The following is a 17,446-nucleotide window of genomic DNA, read 5'->3' as shown; positions in this document are numbered from 1 at the left end:
AGTAACTTTCTCAAAGAGTGGTAGTAGTGATGAAAATAGATTTAACGGCATATGATGGATTAATCTTTGATATGGATGGTACGTTGATCGATACAATGCCAGCACATGTAAAGGCGTGGCAGCAAACGGCTGAAGAATTCGGTTTTCATTTTGAAGCATCTTGGCTGCATAGCTTAGGTGGCATGCCGAGTTATAAGATCGCGGGTGAGGTGAACAGCAAATACGGTTTATCGCTCGACCCACAAGCGGTTTCTACGTTTAAGATGGCGTCGTTTGCTGCGATTGAAGACAAAGGAGATATCATCCCTTGTACGCATTCTCTGTTATTAGAAAATTTAGGTAGCAAGAAGATTGCCGTCGGGACGGGTAGCCAACGTAAAAGTGCAGAGCAGTTGTTGGACAAAACAGATATCTTGAACAAGCTCGATATCCTAGTGACAGCAACAGACGTTAAGAATCACAAACCCAATCCAGATACCTTCTTAGATGCGTGTTTTGGTATGGGATTACAGCCAAAGCAGTGTGTTGTGTTTGAAGATACGAACTTAGGTAAACAAGCCGCTCATGCTGCGAACATGGATTGTATTCTGGTGGTAGAAGGGAACAAGTTAGAGTTTTACCCGGCCCCAAGTTGATCGAGAGCCTAACAAGAGTGCTTGTACTGTCTATTGTTAGGCTATTTCACTCATTTCTTTGTCTAGGAATAAGCATACATTGTTTCTACCTGCTGCTTTAGCTTCGTATAACGCTAAATCAGCGCACTTGTAGTTCAGCGCTGGATCATTGGTGATGTTAGTAATGCCGCCACTCACAGTGACTACGTTATCGAGTTCAAGGCTGACAGCAATTCTCAGCCTGTTGAGAACGTATTCAGCTCCTTCTGTTGTGGTGTGAGGCAGAATAACACCAAACTCTTCGCCACCAATGCGAGCAACAAAATCGGTTTCACGGCATTCACGCTGAAGTACTTGAGCGACTGTTTGAATGACTCGATCACCGTAATCGTGCCCAAATCTGTCGTTAATGCGTTTGAAGTAGTCAATATCCAAGATAGCTAAGCAAGATTGCTCGCGAGTAGGGTAACGATTAACACGAGAACATTCGTCACGAAGTTCAAGGTCAAATTTTCTTCGATTCCAGCAACCAGCTAATGCGTCTTTTTCACTTAGATTTCTGAGCTTTTTTTCGAGTTCTTTGTGTTTACTAATATCGACAAATGAAGCGACGTAAAACTGAATCACATCTTTCGAATCTTTGATGGTTTGGATTCGTAATATCTCAGTGATCAAAGACCCGTCTTTACGGCGATTGACCACTTCGCCTTCCCAAACTCCCGTCTTGGTGATAATGCTCCACATCTTGATGTAGAACTCTTGATTGTAGCGACCAGAGGCAAACATCGAAGGCTGACGCCCTTTTACATCTTCCAAATCGTAACCACTCACGCGAGTAAACTCTTGGTTTACTTTGATGATTCGGTTATTTCGGTCAGTAATTACCAAGGCTGACATGCCATTCATCGCGGCTTTAGCCAGTTGGCTATCGATGCTGTTCTTTTTATGGTTACTGTTCCAAAGCACAAAACCTGCTGAGATCATCGAAATTAAGAAAGATAAGGTGATGATCTGCACGAATATGGCTTGTTTTTCTTGTCGGTATTGGCTGCTAAATTGTTGGTTTTCAACATGAAGAACCAAATAAATTGGTCCTTTAAATTGCTTTATTTTAGGGCTGATATCTGAGTGAAAATACCAGTTTTTACCATCAAAGTAGCTAGAAGAGGTATTTTCTTGAATGGCTTTCCAAAGCTCTGGGTAAAGCTTCGCATAGGTTTTATCTGAACGAGATTCAATAAGATGCCCAAACGATTCTTCGATATCAGGGCCCATGATGACATGTCCGGTTCTGTTAAGAATGACAGGGACGGCTGATGATGTACCGATTTGATAAAGAAGGCGGTCGTAGACCTCGAGCATATTAAGGTTAGCAATAAAGTAGCCAATAATACGATCTTCTGAGGCGACGGGTGTCATTATCCTTAGGGCTGGCATCAAAGGGTGGACGACTTCACCATTCTCAATCTCTAAATCGATACCGTTGGAGCTTACTTCTCCAATCTTCAGTCGGTGGAGATCTTTAAAGTAGCTACGAGCTGATTTGTTCTGCAGTTTATTCTCAGGAACTATTGTCGCTTTATTGTTGTTGTAGTTGATACGGTAAACCTCGTTACCTTCTAGGTCGAGATAGCGAAGTTGAGAATAGTATTGTTGTCCGCGAGCTAACATCACCCACAGATCTTGCAGAGCTTGTTTATGAACAATTGATGGTTCTTCAATTGCGCGAAGTAACGTTTGAGAGTCTGCGATGGAAGGAACAGAATTAGATATTTGCTCAACAATAACGGCCAGTTCGTGAAAACTGTATTCGATTTGGTTTTGGCTAGACTGCTTAATATTGAGAGTATGCTGAGCATCAATTCTGTCAAGTTCAGAATTGATGTAGAGGGCAGGGACTAATCCTAGGGCAAATATGGTGCATAGAAATTGGCTGACTAGTTTTTTTATACTCGTATTCATCACTGTCCTCAAAGAATCAGCGCAATACTATATATTTTATGGGGTTTTTAATGTGATCTTAACCCAGAACTTAAAACAAGATTTGCATATTACTACGGTTTAATTGCAACTTTTTGCATTTAAGCTTGATTGTTGAGCAATCACTTCGTTAGGAAATGATTGCTCAATATAGAACGCCGCTCTGAAACTTGAGCCCAATTAATCGCGATTAATTGCCGTTTATCTAGCTAAGGGCACCTAGCTTAGGCCGATAATATTTCCATTGCTATCAATATCTAATGACATGAAAGCCGGTTTATCAGGTAAACCTGGCATGGTCATTACGTTGCCGCACAAAGCGTAGATGAAGCCGGCACCAGCACACAGTTTTAACTCTCTAACGGGTACGTCAAACTGAGTGGGTGCACCCTTTATTTGAGCTTCTGTTGAAATCGATAATGGCGTTTTTGCCAAACAAACCGATAGGTCGCCATAGCCATGTTGGTTGAACTCAGTCAGTTGTTTTCTTGCCAGTGGTGATAGTGAAATACTGGCTGCGCCGTATCCGACTTCAGCGACTGCCATCAGTTTCTCTTCTAAGCTTTGCTCAGAGTAGTACAAAGGCTTAAATTTACTCTCTGTTTGGCATGCTTTTACCACGGCGTGAGCCAACTGAATTGCACCTTCGCCACCTTGACCAAAAGCTTCACTTACTTCAACGCTAACGCTTGGGTCGAAGTCGGTGATCATCTGTTTCAAAGCATCGAGCTCTTGAGTTGAGTCTTGTGGGAATCGGTTAATCGCAACAACTGTGGGCACTTGGTATTGTTTAACGTTGTTGATATGCCATTTAAGGTTCTCAAAGCCTGCTGTGAGCGCGTCTTGATCGTCATTAAAGATTGAATCAGGTAATGGAGTACCCGGTCTCAAATCGTATAAACCAGAGTTGGCTTTTAATCCGCGTAATGTTGCGACAACTACGGCGCAATCGGGCTTCTTGTTGGACGCTTTCACCTTGATGTTACACGCCTTCTCAAAACCCATGTCTGAGCCGAAACCACCTTCAGTTACCACAAAATCACTCAGCTTTAACGCTATCTTATCAGCAATAATAGATGAGTTACCGTGTGCGATGTTAGCGAAAGGCCCTGAGTGTATTAGAGTAGGAACACCTTCAAGGGTTTGCATCAATGTTGGTTCAATAGAGTCCTTCATTGTTACTGTCATAGCGCCCGCGACGTTGAAGTCTTCTGCGGTTAGTGGCAAGCCTTGTCTATTGTAAGCAAGTACCACTCGTCCGATGCGCTTTCTTAAATCTTGAAGGTCATCTGCTAGAGCGAGAATAGCCATCAGCTCTGAAGCGGCTGAGATATCAAAACCATCTTCGCGTTCAAGGCCATTAATTGTTTTGTCTGCTTCGTTTTTGCCTACTGTGATCATGCGCAATGCACGGTCATTATGGTCCAGTACACGTCGCCAAACGATTCTACTAGGATCAATGTTGAGCGCTTTTAAGCCTGAACGTGCTTCAAAGGCGTCTAATCCTTCACGGTGTTCATGATACAAGCGTGCATCAATGGCTGCAGAGGCGAGGTTATGAGCGGCCGTCACGGCATGAATGTCGCCAGTGAGGTGAAGGTTTAATTGCTCCATAGGGGCGACTTGAGAGTAACCACCGCCCGCTGCGCCGCCTTTTACACCAAATACTGGGCCCATTGAAGGCTGGCGAATGCAGGCCATCGCAGATTGGTTAATCTTTGCGAGGCCTTGTGCTAATCCAATAGTAGTGACGGTTTTGCCTTCGCCAAGAGGCGTTGGTGTGATCGCGGTCACCACGACCAATTTACCATCTTGTTGGTTGGCGAGGCGTTCAAGTGATGTCAGAGACACTTTAGATTTGTATTGCCCTAATGGCTGATGTTCGTTGTGTTGTAGGCCAGCTTGTTTGGCAACTTCACTGATGTTTTTAAGGGGAGTAGAGCGACAAATATCAATATCAGACAGCATATTTGATCCTTATATCAGAACCGAAAGGTGGTACGTAAACGTTTGCGTGGCGATGGTACTGTATAAATTTGCCAAGTAAAGGCAAACCACACGAATTATGTGCTGGAAGATAACAGATCTAAAGAGTCATTGCGCGAGATCAAATCTTAAACGAGCAAAATATTCGATATGACTACCTTCAGCTGCAGTTATATTAGTGCTGAATACAAAAAGGGCTGCATATAGCAGCCCTTCAGGAATGGATAATCTAGCTGGTCATCAACCTCAATGAGTTAACAACCTGGCATGGTTGATTAACGATCCCAGTATGTTTCTTCTAAGCTATCTTCGCGTTCAGGTAGCGCACGAGAAAGGCGAGGAGAGTGCTGAGTCAATACCTCATAGCTTACACGGTTTGCGTACTTACAAATTTGAGACAGTGAAGAGTAAGTTAGACAAGCGTGTTCGTGCTTCTCAGAGTTCGGCACGTTAACGTGGTGGTAGCTGTTTGCTGCCATGTCGTGAAGTAGTGCTGAAAGTGCACCATCACCAGCACCGTTGGTGTTCTTAATCTCAAGTGGGCCGCCTAAGTAAGGGCCAATGTGAGAGTACACTTTTACTGGGTCTTTACAGTCTTGCTTACGCATCGCGCGGCTGAATTCATATTTATTGAACTCAGGGATGTTACCCGGTAACAATGGCAGTGTAGTTTCGCGTTTCGCTGGTTCGTCAGTGTAGCCTGCCATGTACAAGCCGACAGGGCCTGCAGTGCAGAGAACTAAGTCAACCCACTCAAGAGCTTTGTTCGCAGCCAATAGCGGATCTTTTTCACCCGTTAATGCTTCACCTTCGTCTTCGTTCATTGCGACGATGGTTACGTTTTCTTTCAGGTATTCTTGCCACCATTCAGCGTTACCTTCGATCACGTACTTCGTGCCAAGTGTCAGTACAACTGGCACATTGTACGCTTTCGCGTATTCAATAGCTTTTTGTACCGCTTTTGGCATCGGATCTTCAGGCTTACCGCGCATTAAGTATGAAGACACAACTAATGCAGACGCTTTTTCAAAAATCTGTTCAGGAATACTTTCAGGAAGCAGCTGGTTCATGTGTCCTTCGTTGATCGCAAACGTACGTTCGCCATCTTCGGTAATGAGCGTGTAACAACGACCAATGGGACCATCAACGGTTTGTAAGTGGTTTAAGTTCATACGAGAAGATGTGCGGCAAAGGTAGCGGTAACCAAATGAGCCAACTTCAATCTTCTTAGACATTACGCCAAGTAGGACAGATTTGCTGTCTGCAAGAACAGAATAGTTGTGCAGTGTGTTGCCGATAGTATCGCCAGGGTATTGATGCGTGATCAAACCGCGCTCAACTAACTCTTCATACAGCGCATCTGCTTTACTTTCTTCCAATACTAGTGAGTGGCCTTTACTCAGCTCGTATTTTTCTAGGAACTCGTTGTCAACACGGGCTTCGATATCAACAATCGTTTGACCTATACCGACAACTGTTGCGCGGTGTAGCTTAGGTGTTTGTTGAATTTGGTTGACCAACGGATCACGGGCGTGAGTTGGAAAGTAGTGCTTAGATTTACGCTGTCCAGGAAATTTCATATGACAAATACAGTGAAAAAATTTTGCCGCATGATATCACATTTTGTTTCTGTTTCTTTCATTTTTATTACATTTTGAATCACCTGCACAATGTCTGTACAGGTGATTCAGCTTACTTTTGCTTCAGACTATTCGTGTGAGACTACTCGACTGGTACGAGTGTTGCTGGATCTACGTAAGCCTTTGTACCCCATAGCGGAACGGTTGAAAGGCTATGTTTGAAGCTGCCTTCTGTTTCTTTGGTTGTGTAAGATAAGTAAAGCAGCGATTGATTCTCAGCATCGTAGATACGACGAACCTTCATCGTTTTGAAGAAGATACTTTTCGACTGCTTGAATACCACTTCACCTGATTTACTTTTGTCTATTTTTGCAATCATTTCTGGTGTGATTTCGCCTGTTTGACGACAAGAGATAGAACTATCGCTTGGATCGGAAAGACTCAGGTTTGCTTCGATTGATGCAATGTGACAAGTCACTCCTTCGATCTTATCATCATCTAAAGATGACATTTTGATATCCTTCATTGTGAAGAATCCCAAAGAGACGTCGCCAACCTCGTTGTCCGAACAGCCTGCCAACATTGTGATGATACCTGCTGCTATTAAGGCTTTTTTCATAAGAAGTCCTTTTTATTTATATAGTTCTGTTTACTATAAGGATATTGAAAGCTTGAATACGAGTGTAGAGCTTTTCACCGAGTTCTTAAAGGATGTTATGAGAGAATGAAAAATATGAAGCATTTAAAGTACTTGTTGGCGTTAGTCATGCTCTGTATCCTTTCTGCATGTAGCTCGGCTCCTACGCCGACCATATGTCTCCCAAATAACTGTGATATTTGGGGTTACTAATATTAGGTACTAAAAGAATGAATAACGAAATACCTGAAAGCGCACATAAGAAAAACCAATGGCTGTTTAGCCAACTCGACATTGCTTACCCCGCAAAGGAGAGCTTGCTAGGTCGAGAACTTTATCAAAGCAGACTCCCATCCAAGAATTACCAACTCCTCGCTCAAGATCAAATTCCTTCCCAAATTGATGAACTGCATAAAGTCGACTTCCATAAACTGACGGTACTTTTTTCACTTAACCAAGCCAGTGTTTATCACGATGAAACCGAAAGGGCACATATGCTTGAGTTCTTGAGTCAGATTATGTTGTCTGATGAGCATGTTTTATACATTGGAACTCAAAATGGTGATGTTGTGGCGAGTGCTATTGTCACAGAAGCGGAAGACTCTCTGTTGATCTCCGACGTGATTATTGAAAACGGTCAAGATATCAACGGCTTTGCTAAGCAGTTACATGATTTTTGGGCACAAGATCATGCTTCTCACGATAAAGTGTGGGTCGAGAACTAAAGATTCTTTGAGAAAGCGTTAATCTAAGTACAATACCCCATCTTTTATAAAGGGTTTTGTATGTACAAGCTATTGATATCAATCGCTGTATTGTGTGTTAGCGCTTTTTCTACAGTCAGTTTTGCTAACGACTGGGATATCAAACGCATCCTAGTTTTACACTCATACGAACCTTCTTACCAATGGACTGCTGATTTTCAGAAAGGGATAGACAGTGCGTTCAGCCAATCTCAAACCGAAGTTAAACTCTCAATCGAGTATTTGGATACAAAGCGCGTCCATAGCTCTGAGTACTACGACTCTCTCGCCGATTACTTACAAGCCAAATACGCAGGTTATAAATTTGATGGGGTTATTGCGACTGACGATAACGCGGCTAATTTCCTTGAATCACTGAGTGCGTTGATTGACCGTGCGACACCTATTGTTGCGGCGGGTATCAACGACATAAGCACCGATATGTATGCGGTGTCTGATAGAGCGACTGTGCTTTATGAGAACGATCAGATAGACGTTAATATAAAGCTGATCTCTAAATTAAGACCTAATCTTAAGAACCTCTATTTCATCAATGATTACAGTGTCACTTCTGAGCTAATCCGTAAAGATATAAGCCGTATTATGGCAGACTTTCCATCGATTAATTTGGTCGAAATACGCGATTTGTCGCTCAAGCAAACAAGTGAGTTCTTGAAAGGGGTATCTGCTGACGATGCAGTCTTACTGAGCCACTACAATACTGAGTTAGATCAAGGTGTATATCATACCTATCAAGAGGTCGCGGAAACCTTATCTGCATCGAGCGCCGCACCAGTGTTTGCGTTATGGCAGTTTAATATAGTCGGTGATGTACTCGGAGGTTATGTAAACCACTCGCGTAGCATGGGTGAAGAGGCCGTTAGTGCGTTGAATAAGTATGTGCCTCTTAATTTTTCTACACCTTTAGTTCCTGGTGACAACAAGCGTTTTGTTTTCAATTATCCGGCGCTTAAAAAGTTTGGTATTGGTGATAATGTACTGCCGACAGGATCTGTGATTGTTAACGAGCCTTCCTCCTTTTTACAAAAGAACTTTCAATTGTTGTTGGGCTTAATCATGGTCATTACAGGGCTGAGCGTGATTATCGTGATGCAATTTATTACCCTGCGCCAAAAGAAAGAGTTGGCAAAAAAGAACAAGCGAATCCTTGCACTACAGAAACAAACTTTGAATGTTCAAAAAGACATGATTCATGTGCTGGGTGAAGCCATTGAAACTCGCTCTGGTGAGACGGGTAATCACGTTAAGCGTGTAGCCAAGTTATCCGCTTTGCTTGCTAAGTATCGTGGCTTGAGTCATCGCGAGGTCGAGATGATTGAGATCATCAGCCCAATGCATGATGTCGGTAAGATTTCGGTTCCGGAATCTATCTTGGATAAACCAGGTAAATTGACAGACCAAGAGTGGGATGTAATGAAACTTCACACCACTGCGGGCTACAATTTACTAAAGAGCGGAGCGGGTGATATTACCAACCTCGCGGCAATCATTGCTAACGAACATCATGAGCGTTGGGATGGCGCTGGATACCCTAATGGCAAGGTAGGTGAACAAATTCACTTGTTTGCTCGTATCACTGCCGTAGCCGATGTATTTGACGCACTGCTTAGTGCCCGTTGTTACAAAGAGCCATGGCCATTAGAGATGGTGGTCGACTTGTTCGAGAGAGAGTGTGGCTATCAATTTGATCCTCAGCTAACCAAACTGCTACTGAAACACCTGCCCGAGTTTGTAGCTATCCGAGATTCGTATCCTGATACTGGAGCTGTAGAATATGCGTCTGTACCTTCGATTGAAGTTAAGGTTCTAGAAGAGTCGGTTGTTAGCTAACTCTCGCTCTATCTGAATAGTCTACAAGTCTTGGTTTCTTTATCAATTCACCCTAATCCGACTAGGACGTGGCAATTTATATTTTCCACTGAAATTAAGTCGTTTATGTAAACCTTGTAGTATTTGGTTTTGCAGATTCTGGGTTAATTTGATGAAAGCTGTTGCTTATGTCGAGCCATAAGGTGATCAAGCCCATATTTCGCGAAGAGAAATAAGCCTGCGTCCGCAAACTGTTATCTTAATCATCCCGCGCATTGAAAGAACACTATAGGATAAAACTTGAATTCAATGCGAGTGAGAGAGCTATGCGGTTAGAACAGACTAAATGTGTAATTTTCGATTGTGATGGAACACTCATCGATAGCGAAAAGCTTTGTTGCCAAGCCTTGGTGAATGTATTCACCGGCTTTGGGGCGGAGCTAAACGTTAATGACTGCTATGCGCACTTTCAAGGTGGAAAGCTGGCCGATATCTTAATGGATACACAAGAACGTTTAGGGCTATCTATCTCGATTGATACGCTTGAGCCGTTATATCGTATTGAATTAGAAGCTTTGTTCCAACGTCATTTAAAGCCGATGGATGGTGCCATCGAGCTCATTGAATTCCTAAAGCGACAGGACATCGAATTTTGTATCGCTTCTAATGCGCCTAAGTCTCGGGTTGAATCTTCATTGGCAATGACAGGAATGCTCGATGACTTTAAAGGTAAAGTGTTTTCAGCTTTTGATGCCAACAGCTGGAAGCCTGAACCTGACCTGATTATGTATACAGCCATGAATATGGGCTTTTTACCCAATGAGTGTATCTATGTGGACGATACTTTGAAAGGAATTGAAGCGGGTGTTCGTGCGGGTATTCAATCATTCCGATTGCGCCCAAGTATTAATGAATCAATCGTAGATCCCGAAGCCGACTCATCAGAGGTAGCGGCTCAGGATATCTACAGTTTGGAAGAGATTTCGGTTTGGATTAATGGCAAGCACTGCTCAAGTGGTGGAATACCGAACCCTGCAGCTTTGGTGGGGTAGAGCCTAGCTGAAGGCTGACTACCTTACTAAATTGTTTAGTGTGAAAACCGCAAGATGCACAAGTAAACTTTTCTCCACTTTCTGAGAGTAGATATTCGTCGTGTTGGCATAAAGGGCATGTAATGTCGTCGGTGTTTGGTGTTTCTGTTTTATTCATTATGTGTCACCTGCAGCAAGAGGGTAAGCGAAAAAAGACCCGTTTAATTAGATTACCCCTAAGCTCGAATATTAGACAGTTTTGACACTTGATAATCTCGCCTTTGCGACTTGCTTCATGGTAATGATAATCTCATCGTTAAAGACCATGTGTTTCCTGTTGTTATTAGTGAAAGTTGTTATTAAAGGAAGCTGTTATTAACGGAAGTTGTTATTAAAGAAAATTTCTATAAACGTGCGTCGCTATTAGAGGACGCTGCTATAAACGCACGTTGCTATTAACGAGCGTCGACAAAAAAGGACTCATGATGAGTCCTTTTTAGTTTCGCTGAATTTAACTTGGTAAGCCTAAGTGATCACTCAAATCTAAGTGCGGTATCTTGCCAAAGTTTTAGACAAAGAAACTGATGCGCCTGTCAGTGTCGACACGCCATTTGAAGAGTTTTGAGCCACTTCTTTAATCACATCGGATTGACTGCGAATATCGTTAAGCTCAGCTGCGATGGTATTCGCTACGTTGCTTTGCTCGTCCGCTGAGGTTGCAATCTGAATACTCATATCCATTAGCGTTTGAGCTGAGTCAGCAATCGAGTTTACATCGTCCCCAATGTTTGAAATCAGTTGGCTGCTAGTTTGCGCTTGATCGACCGTTTGCTCGGTGATCTTAGCGATATTTTGGCTTTCTTGCTGTAAGCGTTCAATCATCGCTTGGATTTCAACCGTAGCCGACTGAGTGCGACTTGCAAGCGTTCGTACTTCATCAGCAACAACAGCGAAACCACGGCCTTGTTCACCCGCACGAGCAGCTTCGATCGCCGCGTTCAATGCAAGCAAGTTAGTTTGCTCTGAGATTGCGTTGATCGTCGTGATCACTTCATTAATTTGGCTAGTGTTCACATTCAAGCTGGTAACTGAAGATGAGGTTTGCTCAATCAAAGAAGAGAGTGTGGTGATCTCTGAGATGGCTTGTTGAACTTTCGTATGGCTGTCGTTGATTTGCTGCGCGTCTTGTTCAGTTTGTTCAGTTGAACGTGCTGAAATGTTAGAGACTTCATTGGCTGAAGCCGTCATCTGATCCATGGCAGTAGCAACAGAGTCTAGAGACGCATTCTGGCTCATAATTTGTGTTTCACTGCGCTTCATCTCTGCTTCGAAAGAAGCCGATGTTTCGCTTAGTGTCGCTGCACTGTGGTTTACGTTGTTGACTAGCTCACTAAGCGTGTCCATTGAACGGTCAAGTGCACAACCAATCGTACCGAACTCATCACGTCCTGGGTGGAAACCAAGGCGTGATGTTAAGTCGCCATCACCAATCTTTTGAGTAGTTGAGTAAAGCACCCACAGTGCACCGCCTAGAAAAGTCGCCACCCAGTAACAGAAAAGACCAAAAGGCACACACCACAAAAAACTGAGTAATAAAGAGTACAGTGCTTGCTGCTTTTGATTCTGCGTATCGAGATTTGAAACGGTAAGAGAGTAGTAATTACCATCTTGTGCAATGGCTGTTGCTGTAACTGCACCATTCTTCAATATGGTTGTTTCTTGAGGACGTGTTTGTTGGCTAACTGAACGAACGGAAGCTGGGGAATCTGACGCTGATAAAATGCCTTGCAATTGATATTCAACCTGCTGTTTTGCACTCGCGTCAATTTGTTCCATATTGTTGACGTAGTTGAGGCCAGCGAGGCTTGCCACAGCGGCAAAAAAGATCAAGAAAATGACCCAAAACTTGTCGTTGATAGACATTTTAATAAACAGTTTATCTATCGTTCGAAATTGTACTTCTTTCATAAAAACTCCACGGTAAATCCTTTACCGTGGACTCTAAATAACCGACCTCAATAAAAATGTGATGCCAATCGACTAATTGTGAAAATTAATGATACCAACATATCGTTTATGAGACATCTATCAAGTATTTTTGTTCTCTATGGGTTTATTAGCCCAGAGAAGGCAATAGCCCTACTGAAATAAGGATTTGAATCGCAATGATAAAAACGCCTACGCTGCCAACTAAAAACAACGCTTTACTTCCACCGAGCACTTGGTAAGTCGCTTCTGTACCTTGAGGTTCTACAGAGAAATCCGTGTAACGAATCTTGTATACCATCACTGTCGGCAGCAAAATTGCGAGCACTGAAAGTGCTATGGCTGCGTAGCCCAGAGCTGTAATGAAACCCTGTGGGTAGAACAAGGCAAAACCTAATGGCGGTAAGAAAGTGATAGCGGCCGTTTTAACGCGTTTTGCACTGCCTAGTTTCTTACTCAGTGAATCCCCCATGAATTCAAATAACCCCAAGCTCACACCAATAAAAGAAGTCAGCAATGCAAGGTCCGCGAATACGCCAACGATAACGCTAAGGTTTGATTGATGAACGGTTTGTGACAATGAGACTAACAGTGCGCCCAAACTTGTATCCGACAAAAGCTGCTCTTGGCTAATCACACCTAGAGTCACACTCTGCCAGAAAACATAGATGACCAAAGGGAGTGCAGAGCCAATAATCATGACCTTACGTAGAGAGCGAACGTCACCATCTAGGTATCGAACAATTGAAGGGATGCTGCCGTGGAAGCCAAAAGAGGTAAACACGACTGGGATTGCTGCAACAATCAGCCCTTGCTGTAAAGGCATGCTCATTAGGTATTGAGAGGTGATGTTTGGTGCTAGGAAGCTGAGTACCAGTACCATCGCAATCAGTTTAAGTCCGAATAAAACGCGGTTAACTTTATCAACACTGTGCGTACCAATCGTAACAACGCCAGCAACTAACAGTGTGAATAGAAGGGTTGTGATTTGGCCATTAAGCTCAATGCCTGAAATATCCGAGATACGTTGATTAAACTGCGCACCACCGCCTGCAATATAAGCTGCACACAGAGCGTAGAAAAGGAACATAACTGCAAAGCTAGCGATCCACTTACCTTTTGTCCCTAAAATTTTGTCAGCTAGCGTGTGTAGGGTTGCGTCAGAATCAGCGAATTGATGTAGTTCTACCATTAACAATGCAGTAAAGGCCATTAGGGCCCATAAGCCCAGCATTAGAAAAAGTGAGGTTGAAAAGCCAATACCTGCAGAAGCAAGTGGAAGAGCGAGCATGCCAGCACCAATAGTGGTGCCTGCAATGATCAAAGTACTACCAAAAACCTTTGATTTATTCATTGTATATAATTCTTTACGTTAGGGTGTGTTTTCATTGTAATTCTTCTAGCTTAAGCGCATAAACCCAAAGAATATCTCGATTTTTAAGTATTCTGATTGAGTTTAATTCCAAATGCAATGTCTAATGTAATTAAAAATATCCACTGTAAACTATATTTTACGATTGGTGGGTTGGAAGCACTCAAATGCCCGAAGCAAACGTTTGACCATGATCTGCTTCAAAATTTGTAGAGTAATTTGTTGTACTTGGTGTAAGGTGACAGTACATATGTCGTTCGCGTATACCCCTTTAGCGTAAACAAGCGCTAATGATCGCGAGTAGCTTCAAGCTATAAATATGGAATGGGTAGAGTAGAGTGCGTTCATCAAAGTGACATAATATAAGTCCAAGATGGTGCACTAGTTAATCGGACATCATGTCCGCATCAAGGAATAGAGGGGGCACTATGAGTGACCAATCTTTTAATGACGAAAGTCTTGAGTTGTTAGATGCCATGGAAATTGGCATTGATTTATCTGACTACGAGCAGGCGGTTAAACAATTAGCAGAAGAACTTTTTAAGTCTTCGAACTAGGTTTTACCTGAACTAAAGGTTTCTGTAGTTCAACGTTCTCAAATTAGACAATTCTTAAACTGAGCAAATCTCATTCGCTCACACGTCATAACAAAACTATCCTCATTAAAGTTCGCGAAGATAAACGAGTACGTTTACCATGTTACTTAGTTCTCGATACTTTAATGAGGTTCAATGAACTTTCTCGCACACCTCCACATCGCTCAACATTGTAAAAGTAACTTAGCTGGTAATCTGTTAGGTGACTTCGTTAAAGGCGACCCTAATAAACACTATTCAACCTCGCTTTCAGACGGAATAAGACTTCATCGATTCGTGGATAGTTACACAGACCGCCACGATGTATCCCGATCGGCAAAATCGCTTTTTTTAGACCAAACGCGTCGCTTTGCACCTATTGCACTGGATGTATTCTGGGATCACTGCTTAGCCAATCATTGGACTCAGTTCTCGCAGCAGACGTTGGAGCATTTTTGTTTCGATAGTCATCAACAGATCTTTGAACATCAAGAGCCACACTGGCCTGAGAACTTCATTACGATTCATCAGAAGATGGCTGAACAACGTTGGCTGGAAAGCTATCAAGACATGTCTTCCATAGAGGTGGTATTGCAACGTATGGCGTTGAGAAGGCCCAAGTTAGGCATGCTCAAAAATTGTTACGACGACCTCGAACGTCACTATGATACGTTGCAGTGTCACTTTAATGAGCTGTATCCCAACGTTTTAGAAGAAGCGAAGCAGTTTAATGCACTTCAAATGAAGAAAAATCAAAAGGAAAGGTAAACAGCGTAATGCAGGTTTGCTACAATCCGCGCCTATTTAATCTTTGAGCATCATACTATGTCTGAATCTACCCAATCTTTTAACCAACTAGGATTGTCTGAGCAACTTCTTACAACGCTATCAGAGCTAAACTTTACGGCTCCGACTAGTGTTCAAGAACAAGCTATTCCATTGGTACTGGAAGGCAAAGATGTACTGGCTGGTGCGCAAACGGGTACCGGTAAAACCGCGGCGTTTGGTTTGCCGATTATTCAAAGATTAATCGAGACTAAAGACAATGTTATTCCGAACCCTAAGCTCGTTCGTGCACTTGTGTTAGTGCCAACGCGTGAATTGGCACAACAGGTGTTTGATAACGTAACGAGTTATGCGAAAGGCACCGATATTAAAGTTGTGGTGGCTTACGGCGGCGTTAGCATGAAGGTTCAAACCGATAACCTACGCGGAGGCGCCGACATTCTTGTAGCGACGCCTGGTCGTCTTATTGACCATATGTTCACCAAGAACATTATGTTAAGCCAAACGGAAGTGCTGGTATTAGACGAAGCAGACCGCATGCTAGATATGGGCTTCATGCCTGACATCAAACGCATTCTTTCTCGCATGAACGACGTACGTCAGACGCTGTTCTTCTCTGCGACGTTCGACAATAAAATTAAAGCACTTGCACATCGAATGATGCAGTCACCAAGCGAAATTCAAGTTACGCCAAAAAACAGCACCGCGGACACGGTTACCCAGATGGTTTATCCAGTTGATAAATCGCGTAAGAGTGAACTACTAGCCTATTTGATTGGCTCAAAAAACTGGCAACAAGTGTTGGTGTTCACGAAAACTAAGCAGGGCACTGATGCTCTAGTTAAAGAGCTTAAGTTAGACGGCATCAAAGCGGCATCAATCAATGGTGATAAGAGCCAAGGTGCGCGCCAAAAAGCACTGGACGATTTCAAATCAGGCAAGGTGAGAGCGTTGATTGCAACCGACGTGGCAGCTCGTGGTATTGATATCCAGCAGCTAGAACAAGTTGTGAACTATGACATGCCATTTAAAGCTGAAGATTACGTCCACCGCATCGGACGTACTGGCCGCGCAGGTAATACTGGTTTAGCGATTTCTTTGATGAGTCAGGATGAAGCGTACCTATTGGGTGACATTGAACGCTTACTTGATACTCGCTTGCCTCAAGAGTGGCTAGAGGGCTTTGAACCAAGCCTAGAAAAAGATGTAGCCCCCGATCGCGGTGGTCGCAGTAAAAGTCGTTCATCAGAAAAACGTAAGATCAAAGCGAAGCTTAAGATTCACCAAAACCGCGGTAAAGCACGTCGCTAACAAGCTGGACAAAGCTCCAGTTTAAAGATCTATACATATAAAAATGCGCCGTTACAGTTGGTTCTGTAACGGCGCATTTTTGTTTCAAGTAAATCAATTTACGACCAAGGAAGATAAAACACTGGATTAATGATGTTCTTGATTACACTTCCATACACAGGGCACTTCATAAATTAGCTCTTCTAAGCTAGTTGGGTTTAGCACCCATTGGTCTTCGATTCTAAACTTGCTGACCATCTGCGTGTTGAAAAGCTGCCAATGCTTAAGTAGGGCATCTTCGGGCGAGGTGACCATATCGCCTTCATTCCAAGTGCTTTCCATGAAGGGAGTTAGGCATACCGCTCCGTGCGCATACATGATCATTTGCCACTTAATCTCATAAATGTTGATCAAGTTCTCTGGATTCGCATCGTTATATTGTTCAGCTAACATGTTGATTTCTTTTTCGACATCGCCAACATTGTCGATAAAGTAATCGACCAAGTTGTCTTTTTGTCGAACAGAGTCAGTGATAAGTTGCATCGGTTTTCGTGAGTGAATCATGTTGCTAAAGAGGCGCATACTAAATAAATAGATAGTAATGTTTGGTGCGACGCCTTTTGGTAACTCTTCCACTATCTTAGCAATATAAGACTGAAAATAGGCGTGTAAACAATCGCTTATCGCATGCCAGATTTTTTCTTTGCTGCCAAAGTGGTGGCGAATAAGGCTATGCGATACACCTGCTTTTTCACTGATGTTACGAAGCGAAACGCTATCATAACCATGCTCACAGAACATATCCGCAGCAACACCCATGATCAAAAATCTCGTCTCTTCAGCGTCTTTTGCGCTTCTTCTGCCTTGTTTCTTTTCAGTCATCTTCATTTCACACATTTACCTGATTACCACATTCTACACTGTTTTTACTCAAATAAAAAATACTGCACAGGTGGAAAGTAAAGCTTGTGGATTACGGAATTTTGAATATACTGCCCATCTGTGTAATAAATCATAATAATTAAATGGAGAGACA

At 42.9% G+C, this 17,446-nt stretch carries 14 protein-coding genes; 7 read left to right on the top strand and 7 right to left on the bottom strand.

Going from position 1 to position 17,446, the window contains the following annotated elements; genetic code table 11:
• The first annotated feature begins 29 nt into the window (after positions 1 to 29).
• The gene (locus AACU28_RS05345; protein WP_121602512.1) at positions 30 to 635 is read left to right on the top strand and encodes a beta-phosphoglucomutase family hydrolase; all 606 of its coding nucleotides are present in this window, start codon (positions 30 to 32) and stop codon (positions 633 to 635) included.
• A 36-nt stretch (positions 636 to 671) separates the two neighbouring features.
• Here AACU28_RS05345 and AACU28_RS05340 read toward each other — a convergent pair whose 3' ends face one another.
• The 4 genes from AACU28_RS05340 to AACU28_RS05325 all read right to left on the bottom strand — a co-directional run bounded on the left by AACU28_RS05340 (position 672) and on the right by AACU28_RS05325 (position 6,779).
• Positions 672 to 2,576 carry a sensor domain-containing diguanylate cyclase gene (locus AACU28_RS05340; RefSeq protein WP_004730910.1) on the bottom strand — a complete coding sequence of 635 codons (1,905 nt, stop codon included), beginning with the start codon at positions 2,574 to 2,576 and terminating at the stop codon, positions 672 to 674.
• Positions 2,577 to 2,813: 237 nt separating this feature from the next.
• Positions 2,814 to 4,562 carry a formate--tetrahydrofolate ligase gene (locus AACU28_RS05335; RefSeq protein WP_121602511.1) on the bottom strand — a complete coding sequence of 583 codons (1,749 nt, stop codon included), beginning with the start codon at positions 4,560 to 4,562 and terminating at the stop codon, positions 2,814 to 2,816.
• Positions 4,563 to 4,855: 293 nt separating this feature from the next.
• Positions 4,856 to 6,160, bottom strand: coding sequence for an inosine/guanosine kinase (locus tag AACU28_RS05330; protein WP_004730908.1), 1,305 nt, complete (start codon positions 6,158 to 6,160; stop codon positions 4,856 to 4,858).
• Positions 6,161 to 6,302: 142 nt separating this feature from the next.
• The gene (locus AACU28_RS05325) at positions 6,303 to 6,779 is read right to left on the bottom strand and encodes a CreA family protein (protein ID WP_017088239.1); all 477 of its coding nucleotides are present in this window, start codon (positions 6,777 to 6,779) and stop codon (positions 6,303 to 6,305) included.
• Between the two features lie 248 nt (positions 6,780 to 7,027).
• Here AACU28_RS05325 and AACU28_RS05320 point away from each other — a divergent pair, with 248 nt between their 5' ends.
• The 3 genes from AACU28_RS05320 (at position 7,028) to AACU28_RS05310 (ending at position 10,422) form a co-directional block, all read left to right on the top strand.
• A complete protein-coding gene (locus AACU28_RS05320; RefSeq protein WP_054541112.1) occupies positions 7,028 to 7,522 on the top strand; it encodes a hypothetical protein in 495 nt (164 codons plus the stop codon).
• Positions 7,523 to 7,582: 60 nt separating this feature from the next.
• Complete coding sequence (locus tag AACU28_RS05315; protein WP_121602510.1) at positions 7,583 to 9,391, top strand: HD domain-containing phosphohydrolase; 1,809 nt, start codon at positions 7,583 to 7,585, stop codon at positions 9,389 to 9,391.
• Between the two features lie 305 nt (positions 9,392 to 9,696).
• Positions 9,697 to 10,422, top strand: coding sequence for an HAD-IA family hydrolase (locus tag AACU28_RS05310; RefSeq protein WP_029224226.1), 726 nt, complete (start codon positions 9,697 to 9,699; stop codon positions 10,420 to 10,422).
• A 522-nt stretch (positions 10,423 to 10,944) separates the two neighbouring features.
• On the opposite strand, the gene AACU28_RS05305 is transcribed toward AACU28_RS05310, so the two are convergent.
• Both AACU28_RS05305 and AACU28_RS05300 read right to left on the bottom strand, forming a co-directional pair.
• Entirely contained in the window at positions 10,945 to 12,369 is a 1,425-nt protein-coding gene (locus tag AACU28_RS05305; protein ID WP_121602509.1) for a methyl-accepting chemotaxis protein, read from the bottom strand.
• A 148-nt stretch (positions 12,370 to 12,517) separates the two neighbouring features.
• Entirely contained in the window at positions 12,518 to 13,741 is a 1,224-nt protein-coding gene (locus tag AACU28_RS05300; protein WP_004730902.1) for an aromatic amino acid transport family protein, read from the bottom strand.
• Between the two features lie 446 nt (positions 13,742 to 14,187).
• On the opposite strand from AACU28_RS05300, the gene AACU28_RS05295 reads away from it, so the two are divergent.
• The 3 genes from AACU28_RS05295 (at position 14,188) to AACU28_RS05285 (ending at position 16,431) form a co-directional block, all read left to right on the top strand.
• Positions 14,188 to 14,316, top strand: coding sequence for a hypothetical protein (locus tag AACU28_RS05295; RefSeq protein WP_004730901.1), 129 nt, complete (start codon positions 14,188 to 14,190; stop codon positions 14,314 to 14,316).
• Between the two features lie 174 nt (positions 14,317 to 14,490).
• Entirely contained in the window at positions 14,491 to 15,102 is a 612-nt protein-coding gene (locus tag AACU28_RS05290) for an acyl carrier protein phosphodiesterase (protein WP_017086305.1), read from the top strand.
• 57 nt (positions 15,103 to 15,159) lie between these two features.
• Positions 15,160 to 16,431, top strand: a complete 1,272-nt coding sequence (locus tag AACU28_RS05285) for a DEAD/DEAH box helicase (protein ID WP_017082286.1) — start codon at positions 15,160 to 15,162, stop codon at positions 16,429 to 16,431.
• 126 nt (positions 16,432 to 16,557) lie between these two features.
• On the opposite strand, the gene AACU28_RS05280 is transcribed toward AACU28_RS05285, so the two are convergent.
• Positions 16,558 to 17,298, bottom strand: coding sequence for a TetR/AcrR family transcriptional regulator (locus AACU28_RS05280; protein ID WP_017081129.1), 741 nt, complete (start codon positions 17,296 to 17,298; stop codon positions 16,558 to 16,560).
• Positions 17,299 to 17,446 lie beyond the last annotated feature (148 nt).

This window comes from Vibrio sp. SBT000027 (assembly GCF_963894355.1).
In the GTDB taxonomy this organism is placed as follows: Bacteria; Pseudomonadota; Gammaproteobacteria; order Enterobacterales; family Vibrionaceae; genus Vibrio; species Vibrio splendidus.
The sequence above is the reverse complement of the archived record's forward strand: the minus strand, read 5'-3'. Positions and strand labels throughout refer to the sequence as shown.